This window comes from Erwinia typographi (assembly GCF_000773975.1).
Lineage (GTDB): Bacteria > Pseudomonadota > Gammaproteobacteria > Enterobacterales > Enterobacteriaceae > Erwinia > Erwinia typographi.
In genome coordinates this window covers 87917-114422 of sequence record NZ_JRUQ01000059.1, presented here as the reverse complement: position 1 = coordinate 114422, position 26506 = coordinate 87917, and the positions used below count along the sequence as shown (strand labels likewise).

Sequence of the window (26506 nt, the reverse complement as noted above, 5' to 3'; positions counted from 1 at the left end):
ATTAACCGCCTCGCGGCAAGTAAAAAGCCGGGAAACCCGGCTTTGTTTGATTCAGCTGTCTTATCTGACTCAGGCAATACGCAGGCCCGGTTTCACTTCAGAAAGGGTGATGGTAACCGGAACCGATTTGGAGGTAGGCGTTCCGCTTCCGTCGCCAAAGCTGGAGAGGGGAACCAGCGGGTTAGTTTCAGGATAGTAGGCGGCAAGGTTGCCTTTAGGAATATTGTAAGGCACCAGCTTAAAGCCGAATACTTTGCGGGTGATGCCGTCATTCCACAGCGTTTCGATATCCACATCGTCCCCGGCGGCAAAGCCCAGACGCTGCATATCTTCAGGGTGGATAAACAACACTTCACGCTGACCGTAGACGCCGCGATAGCGGTCATCGAGGCCGTAAATGGTGGTGTTGTACTGGTCATGTGAACGCAGCGTTTGCAGCGTGAACGGCACTTCCACGCCTTCGCCAAGCTGTGGGAACAGCGAGTCGGGCAGGCGGGCGCTGCTGAACTGAGCCTTGTTGTTCGGCGTATTAAAACGGTACTCCGCCGCCGCATTGCCCAGATAGAACCCGCCCTTGATATCGCATTTCTGGTTGAAATCGCTGAAGCCAGGAATCGTCGCGGCAATATGGTCACGAATTTTATGGTAATCCGCCGCCAGCGCGAGCCAGTCCAGCCGCTCGCTGCCGAGCACTGCGTTAGCGATGCCTGCCACAATGGCCGTTTCGGAACGCTGAGTGTCGGCGATCGGTTTACCCACGCCTTCAGAGGCGTGAACCATGCTGAAGGAGTCTTCAACGGTAATAAACTGCGGGCCGCTGGCCTGAATATCCTGCTCGGTACGGCCAAGCGTGGGCAGGATCAGCGCGTCAACCGCGCCAGGGCAGAGGTGGCTTCGGTTCAACTTGGTGCTGATTTGCACGGTCAGTCCACAGCGACGCAGCGCTTCTTCCGTACGTGGGCTGTCCGGCGCGGCAGCGGCCAGGTTGCCGCCTAACGCGATCAGCACCTTGATTTCATCACGCAGCATCGCTTCCAGCGCCTGAACGGTGTTATGGCCGACATTGCGCGGCGGCTCAAAGCCGAAGTGCTTAGCCATGCTGTCGAGGAATGCCTGTGAAGGCTTTTCATCAATGCCCATCGTGCGGTTTCCCTGCACGTTACTGTGGCCACGGACCGGGCAAAGGCCAGCGCCTTTCTTGCCTAGCTGGCCAAACAGCAGTTGCAGGTTAACGATTTCGCGCACCGTATCAACGGAGTGTTTGTGTTGGGTGATCCCCATTGCCCAGGTGCAGATAACGCGCTCTGCGCTCTGGTAGATGGCAGCAGCTTCACGCAGCTGTTGCTCGCTCAGGCCTGACTGCTGCACGATCTGCGACCACTCCGTCGCCTCAACGGCGGCCAGGTAGGCTTCCATTCCTTCGGTTTTAGCGTTAAGGAACACTTCATCGAACAGGCCTTTTTGACCTTCGGCAATCAGTTCGTAATGAGTCTGGGCAAGGGCTTTCACCATGCCGCGGACCGCCGCCATATCACCGCCGAGATTCGGCTGGTAATAGGTTGAGCTGATGGTCCCGGCTTTGCTGGTCACCACTTCCAGCGGCTTTTGCGGATCGGCGAAACGTTCAAGTCCGCGCTCACGCAGCGTATTGAAGGTGACTATTTTAGCGCCGTGATCGGCAGCATGGCGCAGGCTGTGCAGCATACGCGGGTGGTTAGTTCCGGGGTTCTGACCGAAGACAAAAATCGCATCCGCGTGGTCGAAATCATCCAGGCGAATAGTCCCTTTACCTACGCCAATGCTGCGCTTAAGACCAGTACCGCTGGCCTCATGGCACATATTCGAGCAGTCAGGGAAGTTGTTGCTGCCATTCATGCGGCCAAACAGCTGATAAAGCCAGGAAGCCTCGTTGCTGGCGCGACCGGAGGTGTACAGCTCCATCTGGTCTGGGTTATCCATCGCTTTGATATGCCTGGCGATCAGCTTAAAGGCGTCATCCCAACTGATGGGCTCATAACGGTCTCTTTCGCGGTTATAGCGCAGAGGCTCGGTCAGACGACCCTGATACTCCAGGAAGTAATCGCTTTGCTGATAGAGGGCGGAAACGCTGTATTTTTCGAAGAAGCTGGCGTCGACGAAGCGGCGGGTGGCTTCCCAGGTGACCGCCTTCGCGCCGTTTTCGCAGAAGCTGAACGTGCTTTTATTATCGTCTCCCCATGCGCAGCCTGGGCAGTCAAAGCCTTTGGCTTTGTTCATGCGCATCAGGTTGCGCATGTTTTTTAACACCTGTTTGCTGTCAAAAACAAAGCGGGTGGTGGCTTCAAGAGATCCCCAGCCGCCGGCCGCTGCCTGGTAAGGCTTGATCGCAGTTTTAAATTTCATATCGCTTCGCAGGTAATTTAAATGTTTTGGAGTTGTTAGGAAATTATTGCTTCTTTTATGCAAATAGTGTGCGACCCGGTAAAAAAATTGTCTAATTGATTGGTTTAATGGTGCGATAGGCGCGGTTTATCGCAAAACCGTGAACTAACTCAAAGATTTGCCCGTAACGTTCTGCTTCTGCAGGCCCGGGAAGCAAAGCTGACTAATAATTAGGCTTTCTTCCATTATAACGAGGTGCCTGTGAAAGAGTTTGCCAGCAAAATCCATGCCTTCGGCAAGGCGCTGATGATGCCGATTTCGGTGATTGCCGCCGCAGGGATCTTCCTTGGCGTGGCCGCCGCGATGCAGAATCCGGCCATTACCGGCGATGCCTTTGCCAGCCTGCATACGCCGCAGCTGGTCATTGGCTTTATCCGCAAGGTGGCAGGAGCGCTGTTTGCCAATCTGCCGGTGTTTTTTGCCGTAGCCAGCGCGATTGGCCTGGCGAAAGCGGAAAAGCCTACTGCCGCCTTTGCGGCGGTCATCGGCTTTATCGCCATGCACGTTGGCGTTAGCGCCACGCTGGCGGCGCAGGGGCTGACCGTGGCGACCACTACGCCAGAAGCGCTTCAGGCGAAAGGCATGGCTCAGACCGCCGCGATGATGACCTCTGCCGAATACATCGAAATGCTGGGGATCTTCACCTATAACATGAGCGTGCTGGGCGGGGTAATCGCCGGCCTGCTGACGGTGACGATCCATAACCGCTTCTATGCTACCCAACTGCCCACGGCGATTGGTTTCTTCGGCGGGCGGCGGCTGGTGCCGATCGTTACCGTGCTGGTACTGCCGCTGGTCGGCGTGCTGCTGGCGTTGATCTGGCCAGCCATTGGCGCGGCTATCGCCTGGGTTGGCGAGCTTATTGGTCGCAGCGGCCAGTACGGCGCTTTCCTTTACGGAACCAGCGAGCGGCTGCTGATCCCTACCGGGCTGCACCATATTCTTAATGAAACGGTCCGCTTTACGCCCATTGGCGGCATTGCCACGGTAGACAATCAGACCGTGGTCGGGGCGCTGAACATCTTCAACAGCGCGCTGACTCATCCGGGCGCGCTTTCGGACGACACGGTAAGGAGCGCTACTCAGTATCTTGCCCAGGGAAAAATTCCGGTCATGATGTTCGGCCTGCCTGCCGCCGCGCTGGCGATGTATCACACCGCAAGACCAGAGCACAAGCAGCGGGTCAAGGCGCTGGTGATGGCGGGCGCGCTAACCTCGTTCACTACCGGTATTACGGAACCGCTGGAGTTCTGTTTTATCTTTGTCTCGCCGGTGCTGTATCTGTTTCACGCGCTGCTCAGCGGCCTCTCATTTATGCTGATGTCATTAATGCACCTGATGATTGGCAACATTCAGGGCGGCGCCATCGATCTGGTGGTGTTCGGCATCCTCGGCGGCAGCAAAACGCAGTGGTGGTGGAGTATTGTGCTGGGGCTGATTTATCTGCCGGTCTACTACTATGGCTTCAAATTTATCATTACCCGGATGCGCGTTGAAACGCCGGGCCGCGAGTCAGACGAGATCGACGCATCGCCGCAGATCGTTTCCGCCAATGAGCGTACCAGGGTCATCATTAGCGGCCTGGGGGGCGAAGCCAATATAGAGGATGTCGATTGCTGCTTTACCCGGCTGCGCGTCAGGGTGAAAGAGATGAAGGAAGTGGTGGATCAAACCTTGCTCAGCACCGGCGCTAACGGCGTCAACCGCGTCAGCGAGCACGATGTGCAGGTGATTTATGGCCCGCAGGTGGAAAAAATTGCTAACGAGGTGAAAACAGCGTTAGGGGTAGCCTGAATGCTGCCGATAAACCTGAGAGCGAAAAGGCCACGATGGCCGCTCCTAAAGGATAATCAGGGTAATAACATCGTGATAATATTGCCTTTACTTTGACGATCACAGCAAGCCATGTCCTCAGGTTTTATCGGGTTAATAAAAGAATTATGGATATTAAGCAGCTTATCTATTTGTGCAACCTTGAACGTGAGCGCCATTTTGGCCGGGCGGCCGAAGCCAGCTTTGTCAGTCAGCCTACGCTATCGATGCGGTTGAAAAACCTGGAAAAAGAGCTGGGTCTTTCGTTGATTAATCGCAGCAATAACTTTGATGGCTTTACCGTGGAAGGTGAAAGGGTGCTCTCCTGGGCGCGGGAAATCGTTTCCGTCTATCAGGGGCTGAAGCTGGAGGTGGAATCACTCAAACACGGCGTAAACGGCACGCTGCGGATTGGCGTTGTGCCTCAATGCAGTATCTCCCTGCCGCTGATGCTTAAAGGGATGAGCGATCGCTACCCGCAGCTAAACTATCGGGTGGCGGTGCTGAGTGCCGACCAGCTGCTGGAGGCGCTGAACAGCCATACCGTTGACGTCGGCATCGGTTTTTTTGAGCTGGCGACGCTACGGGAGCTGCATTTTCAGGCCGAACCGCTGCAGGATGACGGCGTTGAGGTGGTTTTTCATCCTCAACATTTTCCGCAGCTGGCTGGCACCACGCCGCTGGCGCTGGGCCAGCTTGCTGCGCTCCCGCTCTGCCTGGCGGAGCAAACCCGCTACTTTCGCCGCTATCTGGACTCACATTTTCGCGAGGCCGACGTCATGCTGCGGGTGATTCTGGAAACTACCTCGGTTTTTCAACTGATTCAAGGGGTTCAGGTGGGATTAGGTTGCCTGATTTCGCCGTGTGGTCATTTGCTGCCGGACATGATGTCGGGGCTACACAGCCGCAGGCTGGCGATTGCGCCGATGTCGCGGCAGGCGGCGGTGGTGGTAGCCGAACCGGGCAGAGCAACGCCGCTCTCTCAGCATTTCTTTGATGAAGTGCGACGCTGGCTTAGCGAGGAGCGGGGTGGAAGATAACCCCCGCCAGTTGATTACGCGTCGTCGGGTATGGAAGGCGGCTGCATGGAACCCAGCGAACGCCTCAGCCTGTTGTTCCAGCCGGACAGCGCGATAGTTTGTAACAGCGCCACAATGGCGCGATCGCTAAAGCCTGCCGCCTTCAGCGGTTGGATATGGGCGGCGCTAAATCGCTCAGGCGAACGCGTCAGCTGTGCTGCACAGTGAATAATGGCTTTCTGCGCGGGCGTCGCCACTTCTGACGCCCGATCCACGCCTTCAAGTAATGCCTCACGGAGTTCTCCGCTCGCGGCGCGCTGAAAACAGAGCGGGCTGCCGTTGATTCGTGCACAGACCGCAGCAGCAAGGCGGCTTTCGTCGCTGGCGCAGGCTTCCTGCAAGGCATTTTGCAACTGTCCCCAGCCGTAAAGCGCATCGCTATCGTGAGCCAACAGCCAGGCGCAGTTGCGCAGCGTTTCCTGAGGCTGACACCACTCTACCGCTGCCTGCTGGTCGGCAGAGGCATAGCGCTGCTCCAGCGGTAGCAGCAGCGGACGCCAGCTGCCAGGCTGGCTGAAACCTTCGTCGCTGGCATCTTCAGGCAGCGTCACGCCAGGGATCCAGCGAACCGGCAGCGCCAGCAGGGCATGAATCCCGGCAACCATCCGGGCCTGGTAGCTGACAAAGCCAATCAGCTGGTGGAAGGTGATGATATCCGGCGCGGTTAAGCCAACTTCATCAAGACGCAGCAGGGCAGCCGCGTCGATAAGCGTTGGCTGGCTGGCCAGCTGGCGGGCGTGTTCCGTGATTTGCGTCAGGCGGCGATTGCTTTCGCGTGACGAGTCCGGTCCCGAAAGGGGGTTCAGCCGCGCGGCATAATGGTTGCACAGGCGCTGAATACCGGTCACCTGAGCAACGGTTAACGCCGTGCTCAGACGATCGTAAATCGTTAGCGTATGGGTTCTGCTGGTGCTCAACTGCTGAGGCAACAGCAGCTGATAAAGATCTCTTGAGGCCAGCAGTGCAGGCTGAGACTCACGCAGTAGCGGCCCCAGCACATCCTGATGCTGCTGAGCTAAACCCAGAAGAAAGCGGTCTTCAATCTCTGCCGCTTCGGGGACCAGTGGGGCAGTATGCGGCGTGAGGGAAGACTGCGTTTCATGATACCAGTGGCTGTTGCCGGGAAAACGGCGCTGTTCCATGGTCATTCCTTTTCAAGTTAACCGGCCCGGCGAAGCAAAATGGAAGAGCAAGTCCGTCAGCGGGCCTGAAGAGCTTCACTATCCTCTCCCAGGCGACCAGGTGAACAAAAGAATGATCGGTGCTATATCATAGCGGAATGGTATAACGCGGTGAAAAAGCGGGAAAAACGTACGGCAGGAAGATACCGTACGATTCTGGCATGGCGTAGCGACAGGATCAGCGATCTTTGCGCCAGGCATCGGCGGTTAACGCTTCGCCAAAATGACTGTTGATCAGCCTTTTGGTCAGCTCATGCAGCGGGCTGGCGAGCACGTCGGCGGTGCTGCCTCGCTCCACCACTTCGCCCTGGTGCATCACCATCACCTGGTCACTGATGTGCTTCATCATACCCAAGTGCTGCGTCACGTAAATATAGGAAATCCCGTGTTTGTCCTGCAATTCCAGCATCAGGTTCACCAACTGGGAACGCATCGACATATCCAGCGAGGCCATTGCCTCATCGGCGATGATCACCCTGGGTTGCAGGATCAGCGCGCGAGCCAGGCCAACGCGCTGTTTCTGGCCGGGCGCCAGCATGTGCGGATAATAAGCCGCATGGTCGCGCAGCAGGCCAACCTGACGCAGCGTGGCGATAATGCGTTTCTCCCGCTCTTCGGCGGACAGTTCGGTGTTCAGCCGTAGCGGAAAGTCGAGGATCTGGCTGATGCGCTGGCGCGGATTGAGCGAGGTTGACGGGTCCTGAAAAATCATTCTGATCCGCTGGCTTCGGTAGCCGTAATCGCCGTATTGCAGCGGATGATCGTCAATAACAATGTCGCCTGAACTCGGCTTGATCATGCCGCTAAGCATTTTCGCCAGCGTCGATTTACCGGAGCCATTTTCGCCGATGATCGCCAGCGTTTGCCGCTCACGCAGCATAAAACTGACCTCTTTCACCGCCTCAACGTGCTGACGGCGAAACAGCCCGGTACGGTAGCGGAAGGTTTTGCTGAGATTGCGCACTTCCAGCAGCGATTCAACCATTACTGATTCTCCATGTTGAGCGGGAAGTGGCAGGCGAACAGGTGGGATTTAGTGCCGGTTAACCTCGGCGTTTCGATGCATTTTTTCTGTGCGTAAGGACAGCGCGGCCCAAGGCGACAGCCGATCGGCAGGTGCTCCAGCGACGGAATTGCGCCGTTCAGCGTATTCAGTCGGCTTTTATGCGGCAGCGAGCGCCCGAAATCTGGCATCGCGCGGATCAACGCCTGGGTATAAGGATGATGGGGCGCCACGATCAGCTCGTCGCTCGGGGCGGTTTCAACCGTCTGGCCGCAGTACATCACATTTACTTTATCCGCCCACTGGCTGAGCATCTGCAAATCGTGACTGATCAGTAAAATCGTCGTGTTGTTGTTCTGGTTCAGACGGGCCAGCAGGCGGAAGATTTGCGCCTGGGTCGTGGGCTCCATCGCGTTGGTTGGTTCATCGGCAATCAGCAGGCGCGGCTGATTAGCCAGCGCAATGGCGATCATCACCTTCTGGCATTCGCCATCGGTCAGCTCATAAGGGAAGCTGCCCATAATATCTTTATGGTCTTTGATGCCGACGCGGTGCAGCAACTCAATCGCCCGCCGGTGACGCCAGCGAAAACGCTGATACCAGCGGCCTTTGTAGGTCCAGCCGGGAATAGCCTGCACGATCTGCTGACCGATGCTTTCAGAAGGATCCAGGCAGGACTGCGGCTCCTGAAAAATCATCGATACGTTATGGCCGATAATTTTACGCCGCTCGCGGGGCGTGAGGTGCAGCAGGTCAATATCGTCAAACCGCATCCGGTCTGCCGTCACCCGCCAGTTCTCTTTGGTTACCCCGCAGATCGCTTTGGCTATCAGGCTTTTACCCGATCCCGACTCGCCGACCAGGCCCCGCACTTCACCCTCCGTCAGCGTAATGCTGACGCGATCTACCGCCTTTACCGGCCCGTCGGCGGTCATAAACTCAATGGTCAGGTTACGAATATCGAGCAGCGGCATTTATTCAACTCCCGCAACGATGGCCCGGCGGATGCCGTCACCTAACAGATTGACAATCAGCACGCTGAGCATAATGGCGGCTCCTGGCAGCATCACGGTCCACGGCGCCACGTAGATCAGTTCGAGGGCGTCGCCAAGCATGGCGCCCCATTCGGGTGAGGGCAGCTGTGCGCCGAGGTCGAGGAAGCCTAAAGCGGCGATATCAAGAATAGCCATCGACAGCGCACGGGTGACTTCAGACACCAGCAGGGCAAGGATATTGGGCAGAATGGCGTGCCAGAGAATATTCAGACTGCTGGCCCCATCAAGCCTCGCGGCGATAACGTAATCTTTTTCCAGCTCATCATACACCGCCGTGTAAATTGCGCGAACCAGGCGCGGGAGGATCGCCAGAAATACCGCCAGCAGCGCATGTTCAAGGCGTGGCCCTAAAAAGGCCACCACGATAATAGCCAGCAGCAGCGAAGGAATAGAGAGCAGCGTATCCAGTACGTGGTTAAGGATCGCCGAGCGTAGCCCTTTAGTCAGCCCGGCCAGCACGCCCAGCACCGTGGCGCAGAGCGTGGCAAAAAGGGTGACCAGGATCGCGGAGCCGACCGTTGGTCCGGCTCCGCTCAACAGGCGGCTGAGAATATCCCTGCCCAGGTCATCGGTGCCGAGAAAGAACGAAACGTCGCCGTAGCGGGACCAGGAGGGCGGCAGCAGCTGGTAGCCAAGGAATTGCTGATCGAGGCCATAAGGGGCCAGCAGGCGACCAAAAATGCACAGTAGCAGCAGCGCGATAAACGCATAAAGGCCCACCATCGCGGTAGTGTCATGGTAGAACAGGCGCCAGGCATTGCGCAGCGTGCTGGGCAGCTGCTTTTCAGCATAAATATTATCGGCGGGCATACCATTCCTTATGCTTCAGCGGCGTCATCATTGCTCCGAGAATATCGGCCAACACGTTAACCGTAATCACCAGACCACCAACCATCATTACCCCGGCAGAGATCGCCGCGTAATCCTGCTGGCGGATCGCATCCACCAGCCAGCGGCCAAGACCGGGCCAGCTGAACACAACTTCAGTGATCATCGCCAGCGTGAGCATGGTGGAGAATTGCAGTCCCAGACGGGGAATCACCGGCGGCAGGGCATTATGCAGTACGTGGCGGCGAATGATCGTGAAGCGGGAAAGGCCCCTGATCGCCGCGGCCTTAATATAGTTTTGCTCCATCACCTCGCGGGTGCTGATGCGCAGCAGGCGAACCACCTCGGTCGTTGGCGCAACGGCCAGCGCGGTAACCGGGAGGATTAGGTGCACAAGGGCGCTTTTCAGCATTTCATGCCGCCAGGGAGAGGGGCTGAGCCAGGCATCGATCAGCGCGAAACCGGTGATATTGTTCACCGGATAGAGCAGGTCGAAGCGGCCGGAGACCGGCAGCCAGCCGAGATCCAGCGAGAAGAACAGCGTCAGTAGCAGCGCCAGCCAGAACACCGGCATAGAAAAGCCAAGCAGCGCCAGCGCGCTGATCGTTTTATCCTGCCACTTATCGCGCAGTACGCCGGCGGCAATGCCCAGCGGAATGCCGATCAGCATCGCCAGCGCGAAAGCCATAATGCACAGCTCCAGCGTGGCGGGGAACACTTCGCGGATTTGCTGCACGATCGGCTCGCCGTTGATGCTGGAAACGCCAAAATCGAGCTGGAACAGCCCTTCATACCAGAACAGGCAGGCATCGGTGAACGATGCGCCCTGAAGCGGAGCATGAGGCGTGAAGTAGCAGAGGCTGAAGCCCACCAGCGTCAGCATAAACAGCGTAACCAGCCACAGCACCAGGCGACGCAGGGTATAAATGATCATTTACTTATCCTCGCCTGAATCGCGGTGCACACCGGCAAATGAAGCGTTGCCAAACGGGCTCAGCACCAGCCCCTGAATGTCGTGGCGGTAGGCCTGCAAACGGAGAGAAGATGCCAGCGGGAGCACCGGCAGCGACTCTGCCAGCATTCTTTGCGCCTGGTCGTAATAATCAATACGGGAGGCAAGCTGCTGCGACAGCAGCGCTTTATGCAGCACTTCGTCCAGGCCGGGATCGCACCAGTGAGCATAGTTGGTCTGCGAGCCAATCGCCGCACAGCTCAGCAACGGGCGGAAGAAACTGTCCGGATCGTTGCTGTCGGTCGACCAGCCGGTCAGCGTCAGATCGTGATTCATCTGCATCAGGCGGGCCTCCTGAAAGCGGCCCTCAACCGGCACGATTGTCACCTTAACGCCAACCTGCGCCAGGTCAGCCTGAATCAGCTCGGCGGTTTTCAGCGGACTGGGGTTCCAGGCCTGAGATGAGGAGGGCACCCACAGCGTCAGGCGCAGATTTTCCTGGCCCAATGCTTTCAACTGCTCACGGGATTTCTTCGGATTGTATTCGGTCACTTGCGCCGCATTATCATAGGCCCATGACGCGCGAGGCAGGATCGAAGCCGCCGTCTCCGCCGTGCCGTAATAGATGGATTGCATCAGGCGCTCGTTGTTAATGGCCAGCGCCAGCGCCTGGCGAACCGCAACGCGATCCAGCGGCGCCTTGCGGGTGTTGAACGCCAGATAGGCCACGTTCATACCCGGACGCAGCGTCAGGCGCAGGCGCGGATCGTCGCGCAATATCGAAATCTGGCTGGCGGCGGGATAGGCCAGCACGTCGCACTCGCCGGTCAGCAGCTTGGAGAGCCTGCCGGTGCCGCCTGCACCCATATCAATCACCACCTGCGGCATTCGCGGCAGGCCTTTCCAGTAATCAGGGTTGCGCGCGAGGCGGATATACTGTCCGGTCCGGTAGCTGTTCAGCAGGAACGGCCCGGTGCCTACCGGCTGGTGATCCATCTGCTCCTGACGATCTTCTTTGGTCAGGCGTGCGGCATATTCGGCAGACAGCACCGGAGCATAGTGGGTGGCGATGTGCCAGAGGAAAGAGGCGTCAGGGCTGTGCAGGCGGATCTCAACGGTGTCTTCATCCAGCTTCTTTACGCTCTGAACAGCATCGGCAAACTGGAGGCTGTCGAAATAGGGATAGCTGCCGCCGTTGACGTTATGCCAGGCTGAAGTGCGGTCAAAAATGCGCTGGAAGCTGAACACCACGTCGTCAGCATTCATCGTGCGGCCGGGGGTGAACCAGGCCGTTTTCTGGAAATGCACGTTATGGCGCAGATGGAAACGGTAGGTTGCCCCGTTATCGCGGACTTCCCAGCTTTCCGCCAGCTCCGGGATTAGCCTGTAAGTGTAGGGATCCACATCAAGCAGACGGTCATAGAGCTGAGCCGCCAGCGTATCCACCACCAGCCCACCGCTGGCCAGCTGCGGATTGAACGTTGTCACTGCGCCGTTGACGCAGTAAACAAAGCCGCTCTGGCGAATATCGCCGGGCGTGGCGGACCAGGATGAGGCGCTGAACAGGCTCAATCCCAGCAGAACGGTGGAGAATAGTGTGCGCATAAGTCATCTGAAATATCAGGCAATAGTCAGAGTGTACCGCACTCTCCGGTCTGGCCCAAAGTTTGCCGCGGCAACTGGCGTTTTTTCACACGAAAGCAGCCAGAAAGGTTCCCACAGCGCGATTGGGGTTGTTCATAATACGCCCAAAGTTGCTGTGGTAATGAGAAAAATTCTCAACAAACTGCTTTACAGCACATACTGAGAATGATTACTATTCTCCTGCGCTTCGACGGTGGCTCTACCGAAGAAGAGCACGACATTGCTCACATTGCTTCCAGTATTTTAGCCCGCCTTGAGCGGGCTTTTTTTTGCGCTGAAGCAGGCAGTCAGCGCTCGCCGTCGGCATTGATCCCATGCTTTTTCATCATGGCGCGCAGCTGGTGATAGGTTACACCCAGTAATTCTGCCGCGCGGCGCTGGTTGAAACGGGCCTGGGCGAGGCTGGCCTCTAGCAGCTCTTTCTCCTGCTGATGCTGCCAGCGGCGCAGGTCTAAGGGTAAGGCGGGAAGGGCAGCCGCCTCCGGCGCTTCAGACCTGACCGCTGGCTGGCGGGACTGGAAAGGATTGATCACAATGTTGTCCAACTGCTCATCAATCTCGCCGTGACGGTAGACCGAACGTTCAACCACGTTCTTCAGCTCGCGCACGTTGCCGGGCCAGTCATAGTCCAACAGAATCTGTTGCGCTCTGGCGGTGAAGCCCGGAAACAGAGCCAGACCAAGTTCCCGGCACATCTGAATGGCAAAATGCTCCGCCATCACGAGGATATCGCTGCGACGTTCACGTAGCGGCGGCAACTGGACCACGTCAAAGGCCAGGCGGTCCAGCAGGTCGGCGCGGAACTTTCCCTGCTGCGCCAGCAGCGGCAGATCGTCGTTGGTCGCGCAGACCAGGCGCACGCTGACCTGCAGCGGCTGGCTGCCGCCGACCCGCTCCAGATGGCCGTACTCAATCACCCGCAGCAGTTTTTCCTGCACCAGCATCGGTGCGGTTGCCAGCTCATCCAGAAACAGCGTACCGCCATCCGCCCGTTCGAAGCGGCCCTGGTGGCGTTTTTGCGCGCCGGTAAACGCCCCGGCCTCGTGGCCGAACAGCTCGGAATCCAACAGATTTTCATTCAGCGCGGCGCAGTTAAGGGAAATAAACGGCCCCTGCCAGCGCGCGGAAAGGTAGTGCAGACGGCTGGCGATCAGCTCTTTCCCGGTGCCACGCTCACCAATCACTAACACCGGCTTGTTGAGCGGCGCCAGGCGCGAAACCTGCTCAAGGACTTCAAGAAAGTTGTTCGACTCACCCAGCAGCGTGTCGTTATTTTCGCTCATGAAATTCACCAGATGTTAGTTATTTACGCCACACTAGCCAATTTTCCTGGTCCTGTAAACCCTTAGATTATCGTAAAATCAATAAGATAAAAGTTGGCACGACAATTGAATAGATCCTCGCGTAGCCGCATCTGATTGCGCATATCCAACAAGTAATGAGGACAGTGATTATGGGTATTTTTTCTCGTTTTGCCGACATCGTGAACGCCAATATCAATTCGCTGCTGGAGAAAGCAGAGGATCCGCAGAAGCTGGTTCGTCTGATGATTCAGGAAATGGAAGACACGCTGGTAGAAGTTCGCTCTACTTCAGCTCGTGCGCTGGCGGAAAAGAAACAGCTGGTGCGCCGCATCGATCAGGCCGACTTGCAGCAGGGCGAATGGCAGGAAAAGGCCGAACTGGCGCTGCGTAAAGACAAAGACGATCTCGCCCGCGCGGCGCTGATTGAAAAGCAGAAGCTGACCGATCTGATCGCCTCGCTGAAGCGTGAAGTTGAGCAGGTCGATGAAACCTTAACCCGCATGAAAGGTGAGATTGGCGAGCTGGAGAATAAACTCAGCGAAACCCGCGCCCGGCAGCAGGCTCTGACCTTACGCCATCAGGCGGCCTCGTCTTCACGCGACGTCCGTCGTCAGCTGGACAGCGGAAAAATTGATCAGGCGATGGCGCGTTTCGAATCGTTCGAACGCCGCATCGATCATATGGAAGCCGAGGCAGAAAGCCAGAGCTTCGGTAAGAAGAAAACGCTGAATCAGGAATTTGCCGAACTGCAGGCTGATGATGAAATTGGCGAGCAGCTGGCGGCATTAAAGGCCAAAATGAACCGCAGCGAGTAATGCCCTGCGACCGGCATCCCTGGCTGGATGCCCATTCCTGACGTCATCAGGTGAAATTTCAAGGAGAGTGAATGAGCGCGTTATTTCTGGCCATACCCCTGACAATTTTCGTGCTGTTTGTGGCGCCAATTTGGCTATGGCTCCACTACAGCAACCGCCAGAACGGCGGCGCTGAGTTGTCACAAAGTGAATTGCAGCGCCTGCAACAGCTGACCGAGGAAGCCAAACGGATGCGCGAGCGCGTCCAGGCGCTCGAAGAGATTCTGGATGCCGAGCATCCAGACTGGAGGCAGTCATGAGCGGAGCGATCGTTAAGGGCAAAAAGCTCTATCGCATTCCGGCACGGGGAAAAGTGAAGGGCGTCTGCGCGGGAATTGCGGAGTACCTGGATATCCCGGTACGGCTGGTTAGGGTTATCGTGGTGCTGTCGATGTTCTTTGGCCTGTTCTTTTTTACCCTGGTGGCCTATTTTGGCCTGGCGTTCCTGCTGGACGAGATGCCGGAGAGCGTGAGCCGCAGCCAGGGCGAGAGATCGCCAACGGCGCAGGAGCTGCTGGATCGGCTGAGTCAGCAACTGAAGGGTAGCGAGGCGAGCCTGAGGAATATGGAGCGCTACGTGACTTCAGAAACCTTCAGCGTCCGCAGCCGTTTTCGTCAGCTTTAACCCTCTGAGCGGGCTCGTTCGCGGGCCCTGATTTCTTGATCGGGAGTACATTTATGCGTAACTGGCAGCAATCCGTTAAAAATAATGCCGCGCCCGCGTTAAAGAGGGCCGGTAAATTTGTGCTGATCAACGCGCTGACCTACGGGCCTGGCGGCGTGGCTGGCTGGGCGGTGAAATCGGTTGCTCATCGTCCGCTGAAACTTTTCCTTGCGTGGGCGCTGGAGCCGATCCTGCGCCGTGCGCTGCGCGGAGCCACCGCGCGCTGGAATAAACCTTAACCCACTTATTTTGCCGTAATTTGCTACACTGGCCGTCTCGATTATTGCCGCAAACAGAATAAAAAAAGGTGCCGACACCACCATGAAACGACTTCAAAATGAATTGCTGTCGCTGGTGAACCGGGGCGCGGATCGCCACCTGCGCCTTGCGGTTACCGGCCTCAGCCGCAGCGGGAAAACCGCTTTTATCACCTCGCTGGTCAACCAACTTCTCAACGTCAATTCCGGCGCGCGCCTGCCGCTGTTTTCAGCCGTCCGTGAAGATCGGCTGCTCGGCGTGAAGCGCGTGCCGCAGCGGGATATGGGCATCCAGCGTTTCACTTACGATGAAGGATTGTCGCAGCTTTACGGTTCACCACCCGACTGGCCAACGCCAACGCGCGGCGTCAGTGAAATGCGTCTGGCGTTGAGATATCGCTCGCGTGAGTCGTTGTTACGCCATTTTAAAGACACTTCTACTCTCTATCTGGAGATCGTTGACTATCCCGGCGAATGGCTGCTCGATCTTCCGATGCTGGCTCAGGACTATCTGGGCTGGTCACGGCAGATGACGGGCCTGTTGCAGGGCGACCGCGCCAGCTGGTCCGGGCGCTGGAAAACGCTGTGCGAGGGGCTGGATCCGCTTGCCCCTGCGGATGAAAATCGTCTGGGAGAGATTGCGGCGGCCTGGACCGATTACCTGCTGAAGTGTAAGCAGGAAGGGCTGCATTTTATTCAGCCCGGTCGTTTTGTGCTGCCTGGCGATATGGCCGGGGCTCCCGCGCTGCAATTCTTCCCGTGGCCGCAGCTGGGTGAAACCAATGAAACCCGACTGGCGCAGGCCGATGCCACAACCAATATCGGTATGCTGCGGGCTCGCTACAACTATTACTGTCAGCACGTAGTCAAGGGGTTTTATAAAAACCACTTCCTGCGCTTCGACCGTCAGATTGTGCTGGTTGACTGCCTTCAGCCGCTTAACAGCGGTCCGCAGGCTTTTAATGACATGCGCCTGGCGCTGACCCAGCTGATGCAGAGCTTTTCCTACGGGCAGCGCACGCTGTTTCGTCGCCTGTTTTCGCCGGTGATCGATAAACTGCTGTTTGCCGCCACCAAATCCGACCACGTAACGGCCGATCAACATGCCAACCTTGTCTCCCTGCTACAGCAGCTGGTGCAGGACGCCTGGCAGAACGCCGCTTTTGAAGGTATCACCATGGACTGCCTGGGTCTGGCGTCGGTGCAGGCCACCGAAAGTGGCCTGGTCGACCATCAGGGAGAGAAGATCCCAGCGTTACGTGGTCACCGATTGGCCGACAACCAGCCGCTAACGGTTTATCCAGGCGAAGTCCCTCCGCGCCTGCCGGGTAATGCTTTCTGGCAGCAGCAGGGGTTCCATTTTGAACAGTTCCGGTCACGGGAGTCGGACGTGGATCGTCCTTTACCGCACATCCGGCTGGATGCCGCGCTGGAATTTTTACTGGGGGATAAGCTGCGATGACGACACCGATTAAGCCGCGTATTGATTTTGCAAGATCGCTGGAAGTGGAAAAAGAGCCCGATTTAAAAGCGGCTCGCGCTTTTGAACAGCAGAGCGCGATATTTGTCCCGCAGGGGCCTGAGGTTGAGCCTGAAGAAGAGGGAGAAGGCGAACGGGTTGTCGAAGCCGCACTGCGGCCGAAGCGTAGCCTGTGGCGCAGGATGGTCAAGGCTGGCCTGGCCGTGATGGGCGTCAGCGTGGTGGCGCAGGGCATACAGTGGGCGCACAACGCCTGGCTTCAGCAGGACTGGATAGCCATGGGGGGCTGCGTGGCTGGCGGGCTGATTGTCGTGGCCGGCGTCGGGTCGCTGATCGCCGAGTGGCGCCGTCTCTGGCGTCTGCGCGAGCGTGCCGAAGAGAGGGACGTTGCGCGGGAGCTGCTGGGTAGTCACGGCATGGGCAAAGGACGTGAGTTCTGCGAAAAGCTGGCCAGGCAGGCCGGACTGGATCAGGGACATCCGGCGCTACAGCGCTGGCACGCCTCGCTGCATGAAACCCATAACGACCGCGAGATTGTCGGCCTGTATGCACAGCTGGTTCAGCCGGTGCTGGACCGCCAGGCGCGGCGCGAAATTGGCCGCAGCTCCGCCGAGTCGACGTTGATGATCGCCGTCAGCCCGCTGGCGCTGGTCGATATGGCCTTTATTGCCTGGCGCAATCTGCGGCTGGTGAACCGCATCGCGGCGATTTACGGCATTGAGCTGGGCTATTTCAGCCGTATTCGCCTGTTCCGCCTGGTGTTGCTTAATATTGCTTTTGCCGGTGCTTCAGAACTGGTGCGCGAAGTCGGCATGGACTGGATGTCCCAGGATCTGGCCGCGCGTTTCTCCGCTCGCGCCGCCCAGGGCATTGGAGCTGGATTGCTGACCGCCCGGCTGGGTATCAAGACCATGGAGCTGTGCCGTCCGCTGCCCTGGATTGAGGGGGATAAGCCAAAACTCGGCGATTTCCGCCGTGACCTGATCGTTCAGCTAAAAGAAACGCTGCAAAAAGGCCCGGCTCAGGCCGGTAAATAGCCGCAGGTTTACGCGCCAGCCCGGTTATTTGCTGGGTTGGTGCGCATTCCGCACACTCTCTGTCAACTTTTCCTTCCAGAGCACTTCTGGCAGCCACGACGATCGGGTATCATCAGCTTAAGCCCGCAATAACGGAAGGTTGTCCCTCATGCGTCTGGAAGTCTTTTGCCAGGATCGTCTTGGTCTCACCCGCGAACTGCTTGATTTACTGGTTGAACGGAGCATCGATCTGCGCGGCATTGAAATAGCCGCGATTGGCCGCATTTATCTGAACTTCAGCCCGGTGGAATTTGAACCCTTCAGCCAGCTGATGGCGGAAATCCGCCGCATTCCCAGCGTGACCGACGTCAGAACCGTCGCCTTCCTTCCCTCTGAACGCGAGCATCGCGCGCTGAGCGCGCTGCTGGTAGCGCTGCCGGAGCCGGTTTTCTCCATCGATATGAAAAGCAAAGTGGAGCTGGTCAACCCGGCGGCGCAGCTGCTGTTCTCGCTGAATGAGGAGAAAATGCGCAGCTTTAGCGCCGGGGCGCTGATCGCCGGCTTCAATTTCCAGCGCTGGCTGGAAAGCGAACGCATTGAGCCTCAGGCGCATCACGTAGTGATTTTAGGCCGTGATTTCCTGATGGAAATCAGCCCGATTTACGCCGCTGGCGATAACGACCAGCCTGCCACCCCGGTTGGTGCGGTGGTGATGCTGAAATCCACCGCCAGGATGGGCCAGCAGTTGCAGAATCTGGCGGTGAATGACGATAGCGAGTTTCAGCATATTGTGGCGGTTACGCCAAAAATGCGCCAGGTTGTCGACCAGGCGCGCAAGCTGGCGATGCTCGATGCGCCGCTGCTGATCGTCGGCGATACCGGCACCGGCAAAGATATGCTGGCTCGCGCCTGTCATCTGCGCAGCGCGCGCGGCAAAAAGCCGTTCCTGGCGCTGAACTGCGCTTCGCTGCCGGACGACGTCGCGGAGAGCGAACTGTTCGGTCATGCGGCTGGCGCTTATCCTAACGCGCTGGAAGGAAAGAAAGGCTTCTTCGAGCAGGCCAGCGGCGGCTCGGTGCTGCTGGATGAGATTGGCGAAATGTCGCCGCGGATGCAGACCAAGCTGCTGCGTTTCCTCAACGATGGCACTTTCCGCCGGGTAGGGGAAGAGCATGAGGTGCACGTTGACGTGCGGGTTATCTGTGCCACGCAAAAGAACCTGACCGAGATGGTTCATCGCGGTGAGTTCAGGGAGGATCTGTTTTATCGTCTGAATGTCCTTACCCTGAACCTGCCGCCGCTGCGCGACCGCCCGCAGGATATTCTCGCGCTGACCGAGATGTTCGTCGCCCGCTTCGCCGATGAGCAGGGGCTGGTCAGGCCAACGCTCTCGCCGCAGCTGAATGCGTTTCTCAGCCGCTATACCTGGCCCGGCAACGTGCGCCAGCTGAAAAATACGCTTTACCGTGCGCTCACGCAGCTGGAGGGGCCAGAGCTGCGTCCGCAGGATATCGTCCTGCCCGAGTTCGCGATGGAACTGCCGCTGGGCGAGGAAGTGATGGAAGGATCGCTGGACGAGATCACCAGCCGTTTCGAGCGCTCGATCCTCACCAGGCTTTATCTCTCTTATCCCAGTACCCGCAAGCTGGCAAAGCGGCTTGGCGTTTCGCATACCGCGATTGCCAACAAGCTGCGTGAATACGGGCTGAGTCAGAAAAAAACGGCAGACAAATAAAAAAAGGGGCGGAAGTGATTCCGCCCCTTTTACACTAACAAGCAAGGTGCTTATTTCAGCGAGGCCAGCGCCGCGTCATAATCAGGCTCGGTGGTGATCTCATCAATCAACTGGCTATACAGCACGTTATCTTTCTCATCCAGCACCACAACCGCACGCGCCGCCAGCCCTTTTAACGGGCCATCGGCGATCGCTACGCCGTAATCCTGTTTGAAATCACTGCCACGCAGCGTGGAGAGCGTTACCACGTTGCTCAGGCCGTCAGAACCGCAAAAGCGGGACTGGGCAAAAGGCAGATCGGCGGAGATGCACAGCACGACCGCATTATTAATGCTGCCGGCCAGCTGGTTAAATTTGCGGACGGAAGCGGCGCAAACGCCGGTGTCAATACTGGGAAAAATGTTCAGCACTTTACGCTTGCCAGCGTAGTGAGTAAGGGAAACGTCAGAAAGGTCTTTCGCGACCAGGGTAAAAGGCTTTGCGGTCTGGCCCGGTGCAGGAAACTGGCCTGCAATGGCAACGTTGTTGCCCTGAAAATGAACGGTCTGAGACATAGCTTTTCCTTATAAGCGCAGTGAACACTGCACTGAGTGTATGTCATGCTGACGCACTCAGACAGAAAAAACCGTAACAAAGCCCGAACGTCAGCGGGAGCATGTCGCTAAGCTCGTGCCGACATTGCCAAAATGTCCTGGTCAGGACTATGTTGTGAGTGTACTTATCTTTCTTCCCGCAATAAGGATTCGTTGATGAGAGCAGTAAAGGTCTACCCGGAAGCCTGGCCGCTGCATACGCCTTTCGCCATCGCTCGCGGTACGCGAAGCGAGGCGGGCGTGGTGGTGGTTGAGTTGGAGGAAGGAGGGATTAAAGGCGTGGGGGAATGCACTCCCTATCCGCGCTATGGTGAAACTGTGGCATCGGTCATGGCGCAAATTGCCGCGCTGTTCACCGAACTTGAGCAGGGCATGACCAGGGAACAGCTCCAGCAGGCGCTGCCAGCGGGCGCGGCTCGCAACGCCATCGACTCGGCCCTGTGGGATTTGCAGGCGCGGAAGTTGGCAACGGATCTCTGGCAATTGACCGCAACCGCCCGGCCTCAGGCGATTGAGATGGCCCAGACCGTCAGCATAGACACGCCGGAAATGATGGCCAGCTCGGCGCTGGCGCTGTGGGAAAATGGCGCAAGGCTGTTGAAAATTAAGCTGGATAATGCGCTGATTACCGAAAGGTTGGTAGCGATCAGAACAGCCGTGCCGCAGGCGACGCTGATTGTCGACGCCAACGAGTCCTGGCAAAGCGAAGGGCTGGCCGCCCGTTGCCAGCTGCTGGCCGATCTTGGCGTGGTAATGCTGGAGCAACCGCTGCCCGCTGCCGATGACGCCACGCTCGCCAATTTTATCCATCCGCTGCCGATTTGCGCTGATGAAAGCTGCCACACGCGGGAAAGCCTGCCTGGGCTGAGAGGGCGCTATGAGATGGTCAATATCAAGCTTGATAAAACCGGCGGGCTGACCGAGGCGCTGCTGCTGGCCGGGGCGGCAAAAGCGGCCGGCTTTGCGGTGATGCTGGGATGTATGCTGTGTACCTCAAGAGCAATTGCCGCCGCGCTGCCGCTGGTCAATTCGGCCCGTTTTGTCGATCTCGACGGGCCAACCTGGCTGGCGGTGGACGTTGAGCCATCGCTCCCTTTCCGCTGTGGGCGGATCGATTTTTCAGGGCTGCCAGCTCAGTAAATCGACCATGGCGCCAAGGTATTTCTCCGTCGACTCGTCGGCGGAGATGGGCGGCAGTTCTGCGGTGATCACCGGTAAACTGAGATCGGCGCACCAACTGCCGAACGAACCGGGCGTGGCGTAGCCAACGCTGGTAACTAACGGTAAATCCATCTCCTTCGCCAGCCAGTGGCCCAGCGGGCTGGTATCTGGATCCTCAATACAGGCCAGCGGCTCATGGAAGGTCACGATCCAGCTGGGTTTCAACGTGTGGATAAGATCGCACAGCGCCTGCGTTTCGGGTTCAGAGCCGGCACGATCGCCGGTTGATAACAACACGTCACGCTGATCCGCCGCGCTGTTCCAGCGATAGACGGTATCACCAGCCTGCCAGTTGGCGGCGGGAAAGTTACGGTTCAGATCGACGCCACGAACGTTGGCCCGCAGTCCTAACTGACAGCCGTCCGGGTTGACGGCCAGCACCACATGATGCCGACGATGAGGTTCAACCAGCGTGCGCATTGCGCAGGAGAGGGTGACCACCGCCGCCGTTTCATCACCGTGCGTTCCCGCCAGGATAAGCCCGCTTTGTTCATCAGCCGCCGGAGCCGGGAACCATAGCAGGGGGGCGCCGAGTACCGAAGCGCCATAAACCTTACTTTCTGCATCGAGCTTGCCGCGTAACGGGCGCGGATGGATCGGGGACATGGTTATTCACTCCTGAATTGTTTTCCCTAAAGCTAACGTAAACCGACGGGGAACAAAAGGTCTGCGCCGGTCACGTTTCTGCGAGCGGACGGGAGAGGGTGCGAAAAATGCTATTTACCGATCAACGATTTGCGTTAGAGTGCGGTTAATCAGTCCGTTTAATCGTCCTTACGCTGGAGTGTGCTGTGAACAACTCTTCCCGTTTTACGCTGGCGCTGCTGGCGCTGGTAGTGACTGCCGCCGTTTCTGCCGCTGAGGTGCCGCCGGGTACGGCTCTGGCCTCCACGCAGGAAATTGTCCGCCATATAAAAGATGAGCCAGCTTCTCTCGATCCGGCCAAAGCGGTCGGACTGCCGGAAATTCAGGTGATCCGCGATCTGTTCGAAGGGCTGACCAATCAGGATGCCAAAGGCAACATTATTCCCGGCGTGGCAACGCAGTGGCAGACCAGCGATAACAAAACCTGGATTTTTACCCTACGTAAGGATGCGAAGTGGTCGAACGGCGAGCCGGTAACGGCCAGCGATTTCGTCTACAGCTGGCGCAGGCTGGTCGACCCGCAGGTCGGCTCTACTTTTGCCTGGTTTGCCGAACTGGCCGGGATTCAGAACGCTGGGGCGATTACCAAAGGGCAGATGACGCCGGATAAGCTGGGCGTGACCGCGCTGGACGACAGGCGCCTGAAGGTGACGCTGGATAAACCCGTACCGTATTTCGTCAGCCTGACCGCCAATTTCAGCCTCTACCCGGTGCCGGAAAAAGTGATTGAGGCGTCGGGAAAAGAGTGGACGCAGCCGGGGAATCTGGTGGGCAACGGGGCCTACAAACTGCAGGAGAGGGTGGTTAATGAAAAGCTGGTGCTGGTGCGCAATGACCAGTACTGGGATAACGCCCACAGCGTGTTGAATAAAGTGACGTTTGTGCCGATCAATGAAGAGTCCAGCGCCACCAAGCGCTATCGTGCAAACGACATTGATATTACCGAATCCTTCCCCAAAAACATGTACAGCATGTTGAAAAAGGCGTTGCCTGGCCAGGTCTATACGCCTGACCAGTTGGGCACCTATTATTACGCGTTCAATACCACCAAGGGTCCGACGGCAGACGTGCGCGTACGTCAGGCACTCTCATTGAGTATCGACCGCAAAATTATCGCGGAGAAAGTGCTGGGCACCGGTGAAAAACCGGCGTGGCACTTTACGCCGGATGTCACCGCAGGCTTCCAGCCTAAGCGTGGCTTCCTGCAACAGCATTCGCAGGAGGAGTTGAACGAGCAGGCAAAAGCGCTGCTGGCGTCCGCTGGCTATGGGCCAACGCACCCGCTGGATTTAACCCTGCTGTACAACAGTTCTGAAAACAACCAGAAGATTGCCATTGCCGTAGCCTCGATGTGGAAGAAAAATCTGGGCGTAACCGTGAAGTTGCAGAACCAGGAGTGGAAAACCTACATCGACAGCCGCAATAGCGGCAATTTCGACGTGATCCGCGCGTCCTGGGTCGGTGACTATAATGAACCTTCAACCTTCCTCAGCCTGCTGACCTCTTCCCACAGCGGCAATATCGCCAAGTTTAAAAGTGCGGAGTATGATGCGGTCATTGCAAAGGCAAGCCGTGAAACCAACAGCACCGTTCGCAACGACGACTACAATCGGGCAGAGCAGATCATCGCCGACCAGGTGCCGATTGCGCCGCTGTACCAGTACACCAATGGCCGGTTGATCAAGCCCTGGGTGAAAGGCTACCCGATCACCAATCCGGAAGACGTAGCCTATAGCCGCACGCTGTATATTCTTAAACATTGAGTATGTTCAGATTCTGCACCGTGTTTGCCGTTGTCCTGCTGCTTTATGGCTGCGCGCTTAAGCAGTATCCCGCTTCACCTCCAGTAAGCGTGGTTCAGACCACGCAGCTGGACTGCGGGGGCGTACGGAAAGAGATTGCCAGCCAGCAACAGGTCCAACTGAAGATTGACCAGACCGGGAAATTTGATGGTTTAACGGTCCTGGGCTTCCTTGGTGATTTCGGCATCGGTAACGGCGTGGCGAAAAGCGTGGCGCAAAAACACGCTGATCAACGTATGGCGCAGCTTAAAGCTCTGGAGAAAACCAGGTGCCAACCCCGCGTTTGAGGCTGCGCTGAGCAAAGGGCTATTTTATTTGCACAATGACACGGTTTTTAACGGATAGCGTTAACAAGCCTGTTTTGCAACGGCTGGCGCTCAGGCTAGACTGTATCGTATTGATAATGCTTAGTGCGGAGCGGCTGTGGACGTGATTGAAGGCAAGGCTTTACAGGTTTCGGACGCCATAATTTCCTGTCAGCTTGACGGAAAGGGCGGATTAATTCCCATCGATGACAAAGACGTCATTCATTGTGACCGGCCCTGCTGGCTGCATCTGAACTATACCCACCGCGAAAGCGCCGACTGGCTGACTTCCACGCCGCTACTGCCGGATTCGGTGCGCGATGCGCTGGGCGGCGACAGTATGCGACCCAGGGTAAACCGCCTGGGCGACGGCACTATGATTACGCTGCGCAGCGTTAATCTTAACAGCGAGTCGCGCCCCGACCAGCTGGTTGTTATTCGGGTATTTATCAACGAGAAGCTGATTGTTTCAACGCGTCAGCGGAAAGTGTTCGCCATTGATGAAGTGCTGACCGATCTGCAAAATGGCAACGGTCCGGTCAACGGCGGCAGCTGGCTGGTAGAAGTGTGCGATGCGCTGACCGATCATACCAGCGAGTTTATTGAAGAACTGCACGATAAAATTATCGATCTGGAAGACGCGGTAGTGGATCAACAGGTGCCGCCGAGAGGCGAGCTGGCGCTGATCCGTAAGCAGCTGATCATTATGCGACGTTACATGGCGCCGCAGCGGGATGTATTTTCACGTATTGCCAGCGAGCGGCTGCCGTGGATGAGTGATGACGAGCGCCGGAGAATGCAGGATATCTCCGACCGACTGGGGAGAGGGTTGGATGACCTGGACGCCAGCGTAGCCAGAACCGCCGTACTGGCCGACGAGATCAGTACGGTTATGGCTGAGGCGATGAACCGCCGCACCTATACCATGTCGCTGCTGGCAATGGTCTTTCTGCCGACCACCTTTCTTACCGGCCTGTTTGGGGTCAATCTTGGCGGGATACCCGGCGGCAACTGGGGATACGGGTTTGGCACCTTCTGCTTTTTGTTGGTGGCAATGGTGCTTGGTGTTGCGTGGTGGTTACGACGGCGTAAATGGTTGTAAAATGAGGCGATAAAGGGCTAAAAGGACGCTTAAAAATGACCAAAATCAATATTCTTGCGTTGTCATTGGGGCAAAATCTTCTTCGCAGGTGAATGCAACGTCAAGCGATGGGCGTTGTGCTCCATATTGTCTTACTTCCTTTTTTTGAATTACTGCATAGCACATTTAATTCGTACAAGCCGGGTAATCCCGGCTTTTTTTTGCCCATTTGCCAGCGGTGAGCTGCGTGCCTATGCTTAAGGTTCATGCCAGTTTTGAGGAGGAAGAGATGGTATTCACCCCAATTGACACTCCACGCGCATCCGAACCTATCCCAACCGACCCGGTTCCCATCCCGGAACCGCTGCCTGTACCGCAGCCGTTGCCCGATCCGCCGCTCGACCCCGATCCTATTCTGGACCCACCGCCCACCTATAATTAGCCACGGACCAGCAGAGCAGGGCCAGACCCTTTGAGAGACAGGGAAGTCAGGCTGATGTTATCGCCGCCGGGCCGCGGCGATTATTTCAACCTTTGGTAAAAACCCGTATACTCCCCGCCATAAAAGGGTCTAACCAGGAAATCGACAGTCGATCCCGATCGGCGGTGTGAGAAGTAGCTATGAATCAGACAGATACCAGAAAAGAATCGCTTGAATACAACAAGCTTCAAAAGCGGCTGCGCAGAAACGTCGGCAACGCTATCACCGACTACGGCATGATTGAAGAGAATGATGTGGTGATGGCCTGCATGAGCGGCGGCAAAGATTCCTTCGCTATGTTAGATATCCTGTTGAGTTTAAAGAAGGTTGCGCCGATCCATTTTGATGTGGTGGCGGTCAACCTCGATCAAAAACAGCCTGGGTTCCCTGAGCATATTCTGCCTGAGTATTTTGAAAGTCTGGATATCCCTTACTATATCGTCGACAAAGACACTTATTCGGTAGTGAAAGAGAAAATTCCTGAGGGGAAGACCACCTGCGGGCTGTGCTCAAGACTGCGCCGGGGCACTCTGTACTCTTTCGCTGAGCGTATTGGCGCGACCAAAATTGCGCTGGGGCATCATCTGGACGATATCGTTGAGACACTGTTCCTGAACATCTTCCACGGCGCGCGCATGAAGGCGATGCCGCCGAAGCTGCGCTCCGATGACGGGCGTAACGTGGTGATTCGTCCGCTGACCTACTGCCGCGAAAAAGATCTGATTAAGTTCGCTGAGCATAAAGACTTCCCGATTATTCCCTGCAACCTGTGCGGCTCGCAGGAGAATTTGCAGCGTCAGGCGATCAAAGCGATGCTAAACGAGTGGGATAAGAAAGAGCCGGGCCGCGTAGAAAGCGTGTTTAAATCTCTTCAGAATGTCAGCCCAAGCCAGTTGGCCGACCGCAATCTGTTTGATTTCGTTAATCTGCCGCTGGCTCGTGAAGGTGAGAGAGAAGAGTACGCGTTTACTGAAGCGACGATCTCTTCCAGCAATATTGATAAGTCCATGTTCATCGACGTGACCAATCTTTAATCGTTGTCGGTACTGGCCGCGCTCAGCCGACAGTAACGGCTGAGCGCGGTTTTCTGCTA

25 protein-coding genes are annotated in these 26506 nt (G+C 57.1%); 15 read left to right on the top strand and 10 right to left on the bottom strand.

What is annotated here, in order from left to right; all coding sequences use genetic code 11:
* Positions 1 to 69 precede the first annotated feature (69 nt).
* Positions 70 to 2382 carry an FdhF/YdeP family oxidoreductase gene (locus tag NG99_RS20770; protein ID WP_034897223.1) on the bottom strand — a complete coding sequence of 771 codons (2313 nt, stop codon included), beginning with the start codon at positions 2380 to 2382 and terminating at the stop codon, positions 70 to 72.
* Between the two features lie 285 nt (positions 2383 to 2667).
* On the opposite strand from NG99_RS20770, the gene NG99_RS20765 reads away from it, so the two are divergent.
* Together NG99_RS20765 and NG99_RS20760 are read left to right on the top strand one after the other, a co-directional pair.
* Complete coding sequence (locus NG99_RS20765) at positions 2668 to 4215, top strand: PTS transporter subunit EIIC (RefSeq protein WP_408606425.1); 1548 nt, start codon at positions 2668 to 2670, stop codon at positions 4213 to 4215.
* Positions 4216 to 4361: 146 nt separating this feature from the next.
* Positions 4362 to 5273, top strand: a complete 912-nt coding sequence (locus NG99_RS20760) for a LysR family transcriptional regulator (protein WP_034897216.1) — start codon at positions 4362 to 4364, stop codon at positions 5271 to 5273.
* A 14-nt stretch (positions 5274 to 5287) separates the two neighbouring features.
* Here NG99_RS20760 and NG99_RS20755 read toward each other — a convergent pair whose 3' ends face one another.
* From NG99_RS20755 to pspF, 7 genes are all read right to left on the bottom strand, one after another.
* Entirely contained in the window at positions 5288 to 6454 is a 1167-nt protein-coding gene (locus tag NG99_RS20755) for a CMD domain-containing protein (RefSeq protein ID WP_034897212.1), read from the bottom strand.
* Positions 6455 to 6671: 217 nt separating this feature from the next.
* The gene (gene sapF / locus NG99_RS20750) at positions 6672 to 7478 is read right to left on the bottom strand and encodes a putrescine export ABC transporter ATP-binding protein SapF (RefSeq protein WP_034897209.1); all 807 of its coding nucleotides are present in this window, start codon (positions 7476 to 7478) and stop codon (positions 6672 to 6674) included.
* Positions 7478 to 8470, bottom strand: coding sequence for a putrescine export ABC transporter ATP-binding protein SapD (sapD, locus tag NG99_RS20745; protein WP_034897206.1), 993 nt, complete (start codon positions 8468 to 8470; stop codon positions 7478 to 7480). Before sapD ends, sapF begins: the two co-directional genes overlap by 1 nt.
* Positions 8471 to 9361, bottom strand: a complete 891-nt coding sequence (sapC, locus tag NG99_RS20740; protein WP_034897204.1) for a putrescine export ABC transporter permease SapC — start codon at positions 9359 to 9361, stop codon at positions 8471 to 8473.
* Positions 9348 to 10313 carry a putrescine export ABC transporter permease SapB gene (gene sapB, locus NG99_RS20735; RefSeq protein ID WP_034897201.1) on the bottom strand — a complete coding sequence of 322 codons (966 nt, stop codon included), beginning with the start codon at positions 10311 to 10313 and terminating at the stop codon, positions 9348 to 9350. The genes sapC and sapB overlap by 14 nt, the downstream gene beginning before the upstream one ends.
* Positions 10314 to 11936: an ABC transporter substrate-binding protein SapA gene (gene sapA / locus NG99_RS20730; RefSeq protein ID WP_034897198.1), complete on the bottom strand. Its 1623-nt coding sequence runs from the start codon at positions 11934 to 11936 to the stop codon at positions 10314 to 10316.
* 326 nt (positions 11937 to 12262) lie between these two features.
* The gene (gene pspF / locus NG99_RS20725) at positions 12263 to 13258 is read right to left on the bottom strand and encodes a phage shock protein operon transcriptional activator (protein WP_034897196.1); all 996 of its coding nucleotides are present in this window, start codon (positions 13256 to 13258) and stop codon (positions 12263 to 12265) included.
* 170 nt (positions 13259 to 13428) lie between these two features.
* On the opposite strand from pspF, the gene pspA reads away from it, so the two are divergent.
* The 7 genes from pspA to tyrR all read left to right on the top strand — a co-directional run bounded on the left by pspA (position 13429) and on the right by tyrR (position 19285).
* A complete protein-coding gene (gene pspA / locus NG99_RS20720; protein WP_034897193.1) occupies positions 13429 to 14094 on the top strand; it encodes a phage shock protein PspA in 666 nt (221 codons plus the stop codon).
* A gap of 71 nt (positions 14095 to 14165) precedes the next feature.
* Entirely contained in the window at positions 14166 to 14393 is a 228-nt protein-coding gene (pspB, locus tag NG99_RS20715; protein ID WP_034897190.1) for an envelope stress response membrane protein PspB, read from the top strand.
* Positions 14390 to 14758, top strand: a complete 369-nt coding sequence (pspC, locus tag NG99_RS20710) for an envelope stress response membrane protein PspC (protein ID WP_034897187.1) — start codon at positions 14390 to 14392, stop codon at positions 14756 to 14758. The genes pspB and pspC overlap by 4 nt, the downstream gene beginning before the upstream one ends.
* A 53-nt stretch (positions 14759 to 14811) precedes the next feature.
* Positions 14812 to 15036 carry a phage shock protein PspD gene (pspD, locus tag NG99_RS20705; RefSeq protein WP_034897184.1) on the top strand — a complete coding sequence of 75 codons (225 nt, stop codon included), beginning with the start codon at positions 14812 to 14814 and terminating at the stop codon, positions 15034 to 15036.
* An 82-nt stretch (positions 15037 to 15118) separates the two neighbouring features.
* Entirely contained in the window at positions 15119 to 16516 is a 1398-nt protein-coding gene (locus tag NG99_RS20700; protein WP_034897181.1) for a YcjX family GTP-binding protein, read from the top strand.
* On the top strand, positions 16513 to 17571 hold the full coding sequence (locus NG99_RS20695; RefSeq protein ID WP_034897179.1) for a TIGR01620 family protein: 1059 nt from the start codon (positions 16513 to 16515) through the stop codon (positions 17569 to 17571). The genes NG99_RS20700 and NG99_RS20695 overlap by 4 nt, the downstream gene beginning before the upstream one ends.
* 148 nt (positions 17572 to 17719) lie before the next feature.
* Positions 17720 to 19285 (top strand): transcriptional regulator TyrR, encoded by a 1566-nt coding sequence (gene tyrR / locus NG99_RS20690; protein ID WP_034897176.1) that lies wholly within the window; start codon positions 17720 to 17722, stop codon positions 19283 to 19285.
* Between the two features lie 50 nt (positions 19286 to 19335).
* On the opposite strand, the gene tpx is transcribed toward tyrR, so the two are convergent.
* Positions 19336 to 19839 (bottom strand): thiol peroxidase, encoded by a 504-nt coding sequence (gene tpx, locus NG99_RS20685; protein WP_034897173.1) that lies wholly within the window; start codon positions 19837 to 19839, stop codon positions 19336 to 19338.
* Between the two features lie 195 nt (positions 19840 to 20034).
* Between tpx and ycjG the strand changes: the two genes are divergently transcribed.
* A complete protein-coding gene (gene ycjG, locus NG99_RS20680; RefSeq protein WP_034897170.1) occupies positions 20035 to 21018 on the top strand; it encodes an L-Ala-D/L-Glu epimerase in 984 nt (327 codons plus the stop codon).
* On the opposite strand, the gene mpaA is transcribed toward ycjG, so the two are convergent.
* Complete coding sequence (gene mpaA / locus NG99_RS20675) at positions 20998 to 21705, bottom strand: murein tripeptide amidase MpaA (protein ID WP_034897167.1); 708 nt, start codon at positions 21703 to 21705, stop codon at positions 20998 to 21000. The genes ycjG and mpaA overlap by 21 nt on opposite strands.
* A gap of 185 nt (positions 21706 to 21890) precedes the next feature.
* On the opposite strand from mpaA, the gene NG99_RS20670 reads away from it, so the two are divergent.
* The 5 genes from NG99_RS20670 (at position 21891) to ttcA (ending at position 26447) form a co-directional block, all read left to right on the top strand.
* A complete protein-coding gene (locus NG99_RS20670) occupies positions 21891 to 23507 on the top strand; it encodes a peptide ABC transporter substrate-binding protein (RefSeq protein WP_034897165.1) in 1617 nt (538 codons plus the stop codon).
* 20 nt (positions 23508 to 23527) lie between these two features.
* Positions 23528 to 23833 (top strand): hypothetical protein, encoded by a 306-nt coding sequence (locus tag NG99_RS20665; RefSeq protein ID WP_408606423.1) that lies wholly within the window; start codon positions 23528 to 23530, stop codon positions 23831 to 23833.
* A gap of 136 nt (positions 23834 to 23969) precedes the next feature.
* Entirely contained in the window at positions 23970 to 24953 is a 984-nt protein-coding gene (gene zntB / locus NG99_RS20660; RefSeq protein WP_034897159.1) for a zinc transporter ZntB, read from the top strand.
* Positions 24954 to 25179: 226 nt separating this feature from the next.
* A complete protein-coding gene (locus tag NG99_RS29395; RefSeq protein ID WP_157032667.1) occupies positions 25180 to 25374 on the top strand; it encodes a hypothetical protein in 195 nt (64 codons plus the stop codon).
* 179 nt (positions 25375 to 25553) lie between these two features.
* On the top strand, positions 25554 to 26447 hold the full coding sequence (ttcA, locus tag NG99_RS20655; RefSeq protein WP_034897156.1) for a tRNA 2-thiocytidine(32) synthetase TtcA: 894 nt from the start codon (positions 25554 to 25556) through the stop codon (positions 26445 to 26447).
* Positions 26448 to 26506: the final 59 nt, after the last annotated feature.

Bases quoted from the DNA above. Each gene is read 5' to 3' on its own strand.
- sapA (WP_034897198.1), bottom strand. From the start codon at position 11,936: ATGCGCACACTATTCTCCACCGTTCTGCTGGGATTGAGCCTGTTCAGC.
- ttcA (WP_034897156.1), top strand. From the start codon at position 25,554: ATGAATCAGACAGATACCAGAAAAGAATCGCTTGAATACAACAAGCTT.
- pspD (WP_034897184.1), top strand. From the start codon at position 14,812: ATGCGTAACTGGCAGCAATCCGTTAAAAATAATGCCGCGCCCGCGTTA.
- sapC (WP_034897204.1), bottom strand. From the start codon at position 9,361: ATGCCCGCCGATAATATTTATGCTGAAAAGCAGCTGCCCAGCACGCTG.
- sapD (WP_034897206.1), bottom strand. From the start codon at position 8,470: ATGCCGCTGCTCGATATTCGTAACCTGACCATTGAGTTTATGACCGCC.
- NG99_RS20700 (WP_034897181.1), top strand. From the start codon at position 15,119: ATGAAACGACTTCAAAATGAATTGCTGTCGCTGGTGAACCGGGGCGCG.
- pspA (WP_034897193.1), top strand. From the start codon at position 13,429: ATGGGTATTTTTTCTCGTTTTGCCGACATCGTGAACGCCAATATCAAT.
- sapF (WP_034897209.1), bottom strand. From the start codon at position 7,478: ATGGTTGAATCGCTGCTGGAAGTGCGCAATCTCAGCAAAACCTTCCGC.
- sapB (WP_034897201.1), bottom strand. From the start codon at position 10,313: ATGATCATTTATACCCTGCGTCGCCTGGTGCTGTGGCTGGTTACGCTG.
- pspF (WP_034897196.1), bottom strand. From the start codon at position 13,258: ATGAGCGAAAATAACGACACGCTGCTGGGTGAGTCGAACAACTTTCTT.
- pspC (WP_034897187.1), top strand. From the start codon at position 14,390: ATGAGCGGAGCGATCGTTAAGGGCAAAAAGCTCTATCGCATTCCGGCA.
- tyrR (WP_034897176.1), top strand. From the start codon at position 17,720: ATGCGTCTGGAAGTCTTTTGCCAGGATCGTCTTGGTCTCACCCGCGAA.
- NG99_RS20770 (WP_034897223.1), bottom strand. From the start codon at position 2,382: ATGAAATTTAAAACTGCGATCAAGCCTTACCAGGCAGCGGCCGGCGGC.
- NG99_RS20760 (WP_034897216.1), top strand. From the start codon at position 4,362: ATGGATATTAAGCAGCTTATCTATTTGTGCAACCTTGAACGTGAGCGC.
- mpaA (WP_034897167.1), bottom strand. From the start codon at position 21,705: ATGTCCCCGATCCATCCGCGCCCGTTACGCGGCAAGCTCGATGCAGAA.
- tpx (WP_034897173.1), bottom strand. From the start codon at position 19,839: ATGTCTCAGACCGTTCATTTTCAGGGCAACAACGTTGCCATTGCAGGC.
- NG99_RS20765 (WP_408606425.1), top strand. From the start codon at position 2,668: ATGATGCCGATTTCGGTGATTGCCGCCGCAGGGATCTTCCTTGGCGTG.
- ycjG (WP_034897170.1), top strand. From the start codon at position 20,035: ATGAGAGCAGTAAAGGTCTACCCGGAAGCCTGGCCGCTGCATACGCCT.
- NG99_RS20695 (WP_034897179.1), top strand. From the start codon at position 16,513: ATGACGACACCGATTAAGCCGCGTATTGATTTTGCAAGATCGCTGGAA.
- pspB (WP_034897190.1), top strand. From the start codon at position 14,166: ATGAGCGCGTTATTTCTGGCCATACCCCTGACAATTTTCGTGCTGTTT.
- NG99_RS20755 (WP_034897212.1), bottom strand. From the start codon at position 6,454: ATGGAACAGCGCCGTTTTCCCGGCAACAGCCACTGGTATCATGAAACG.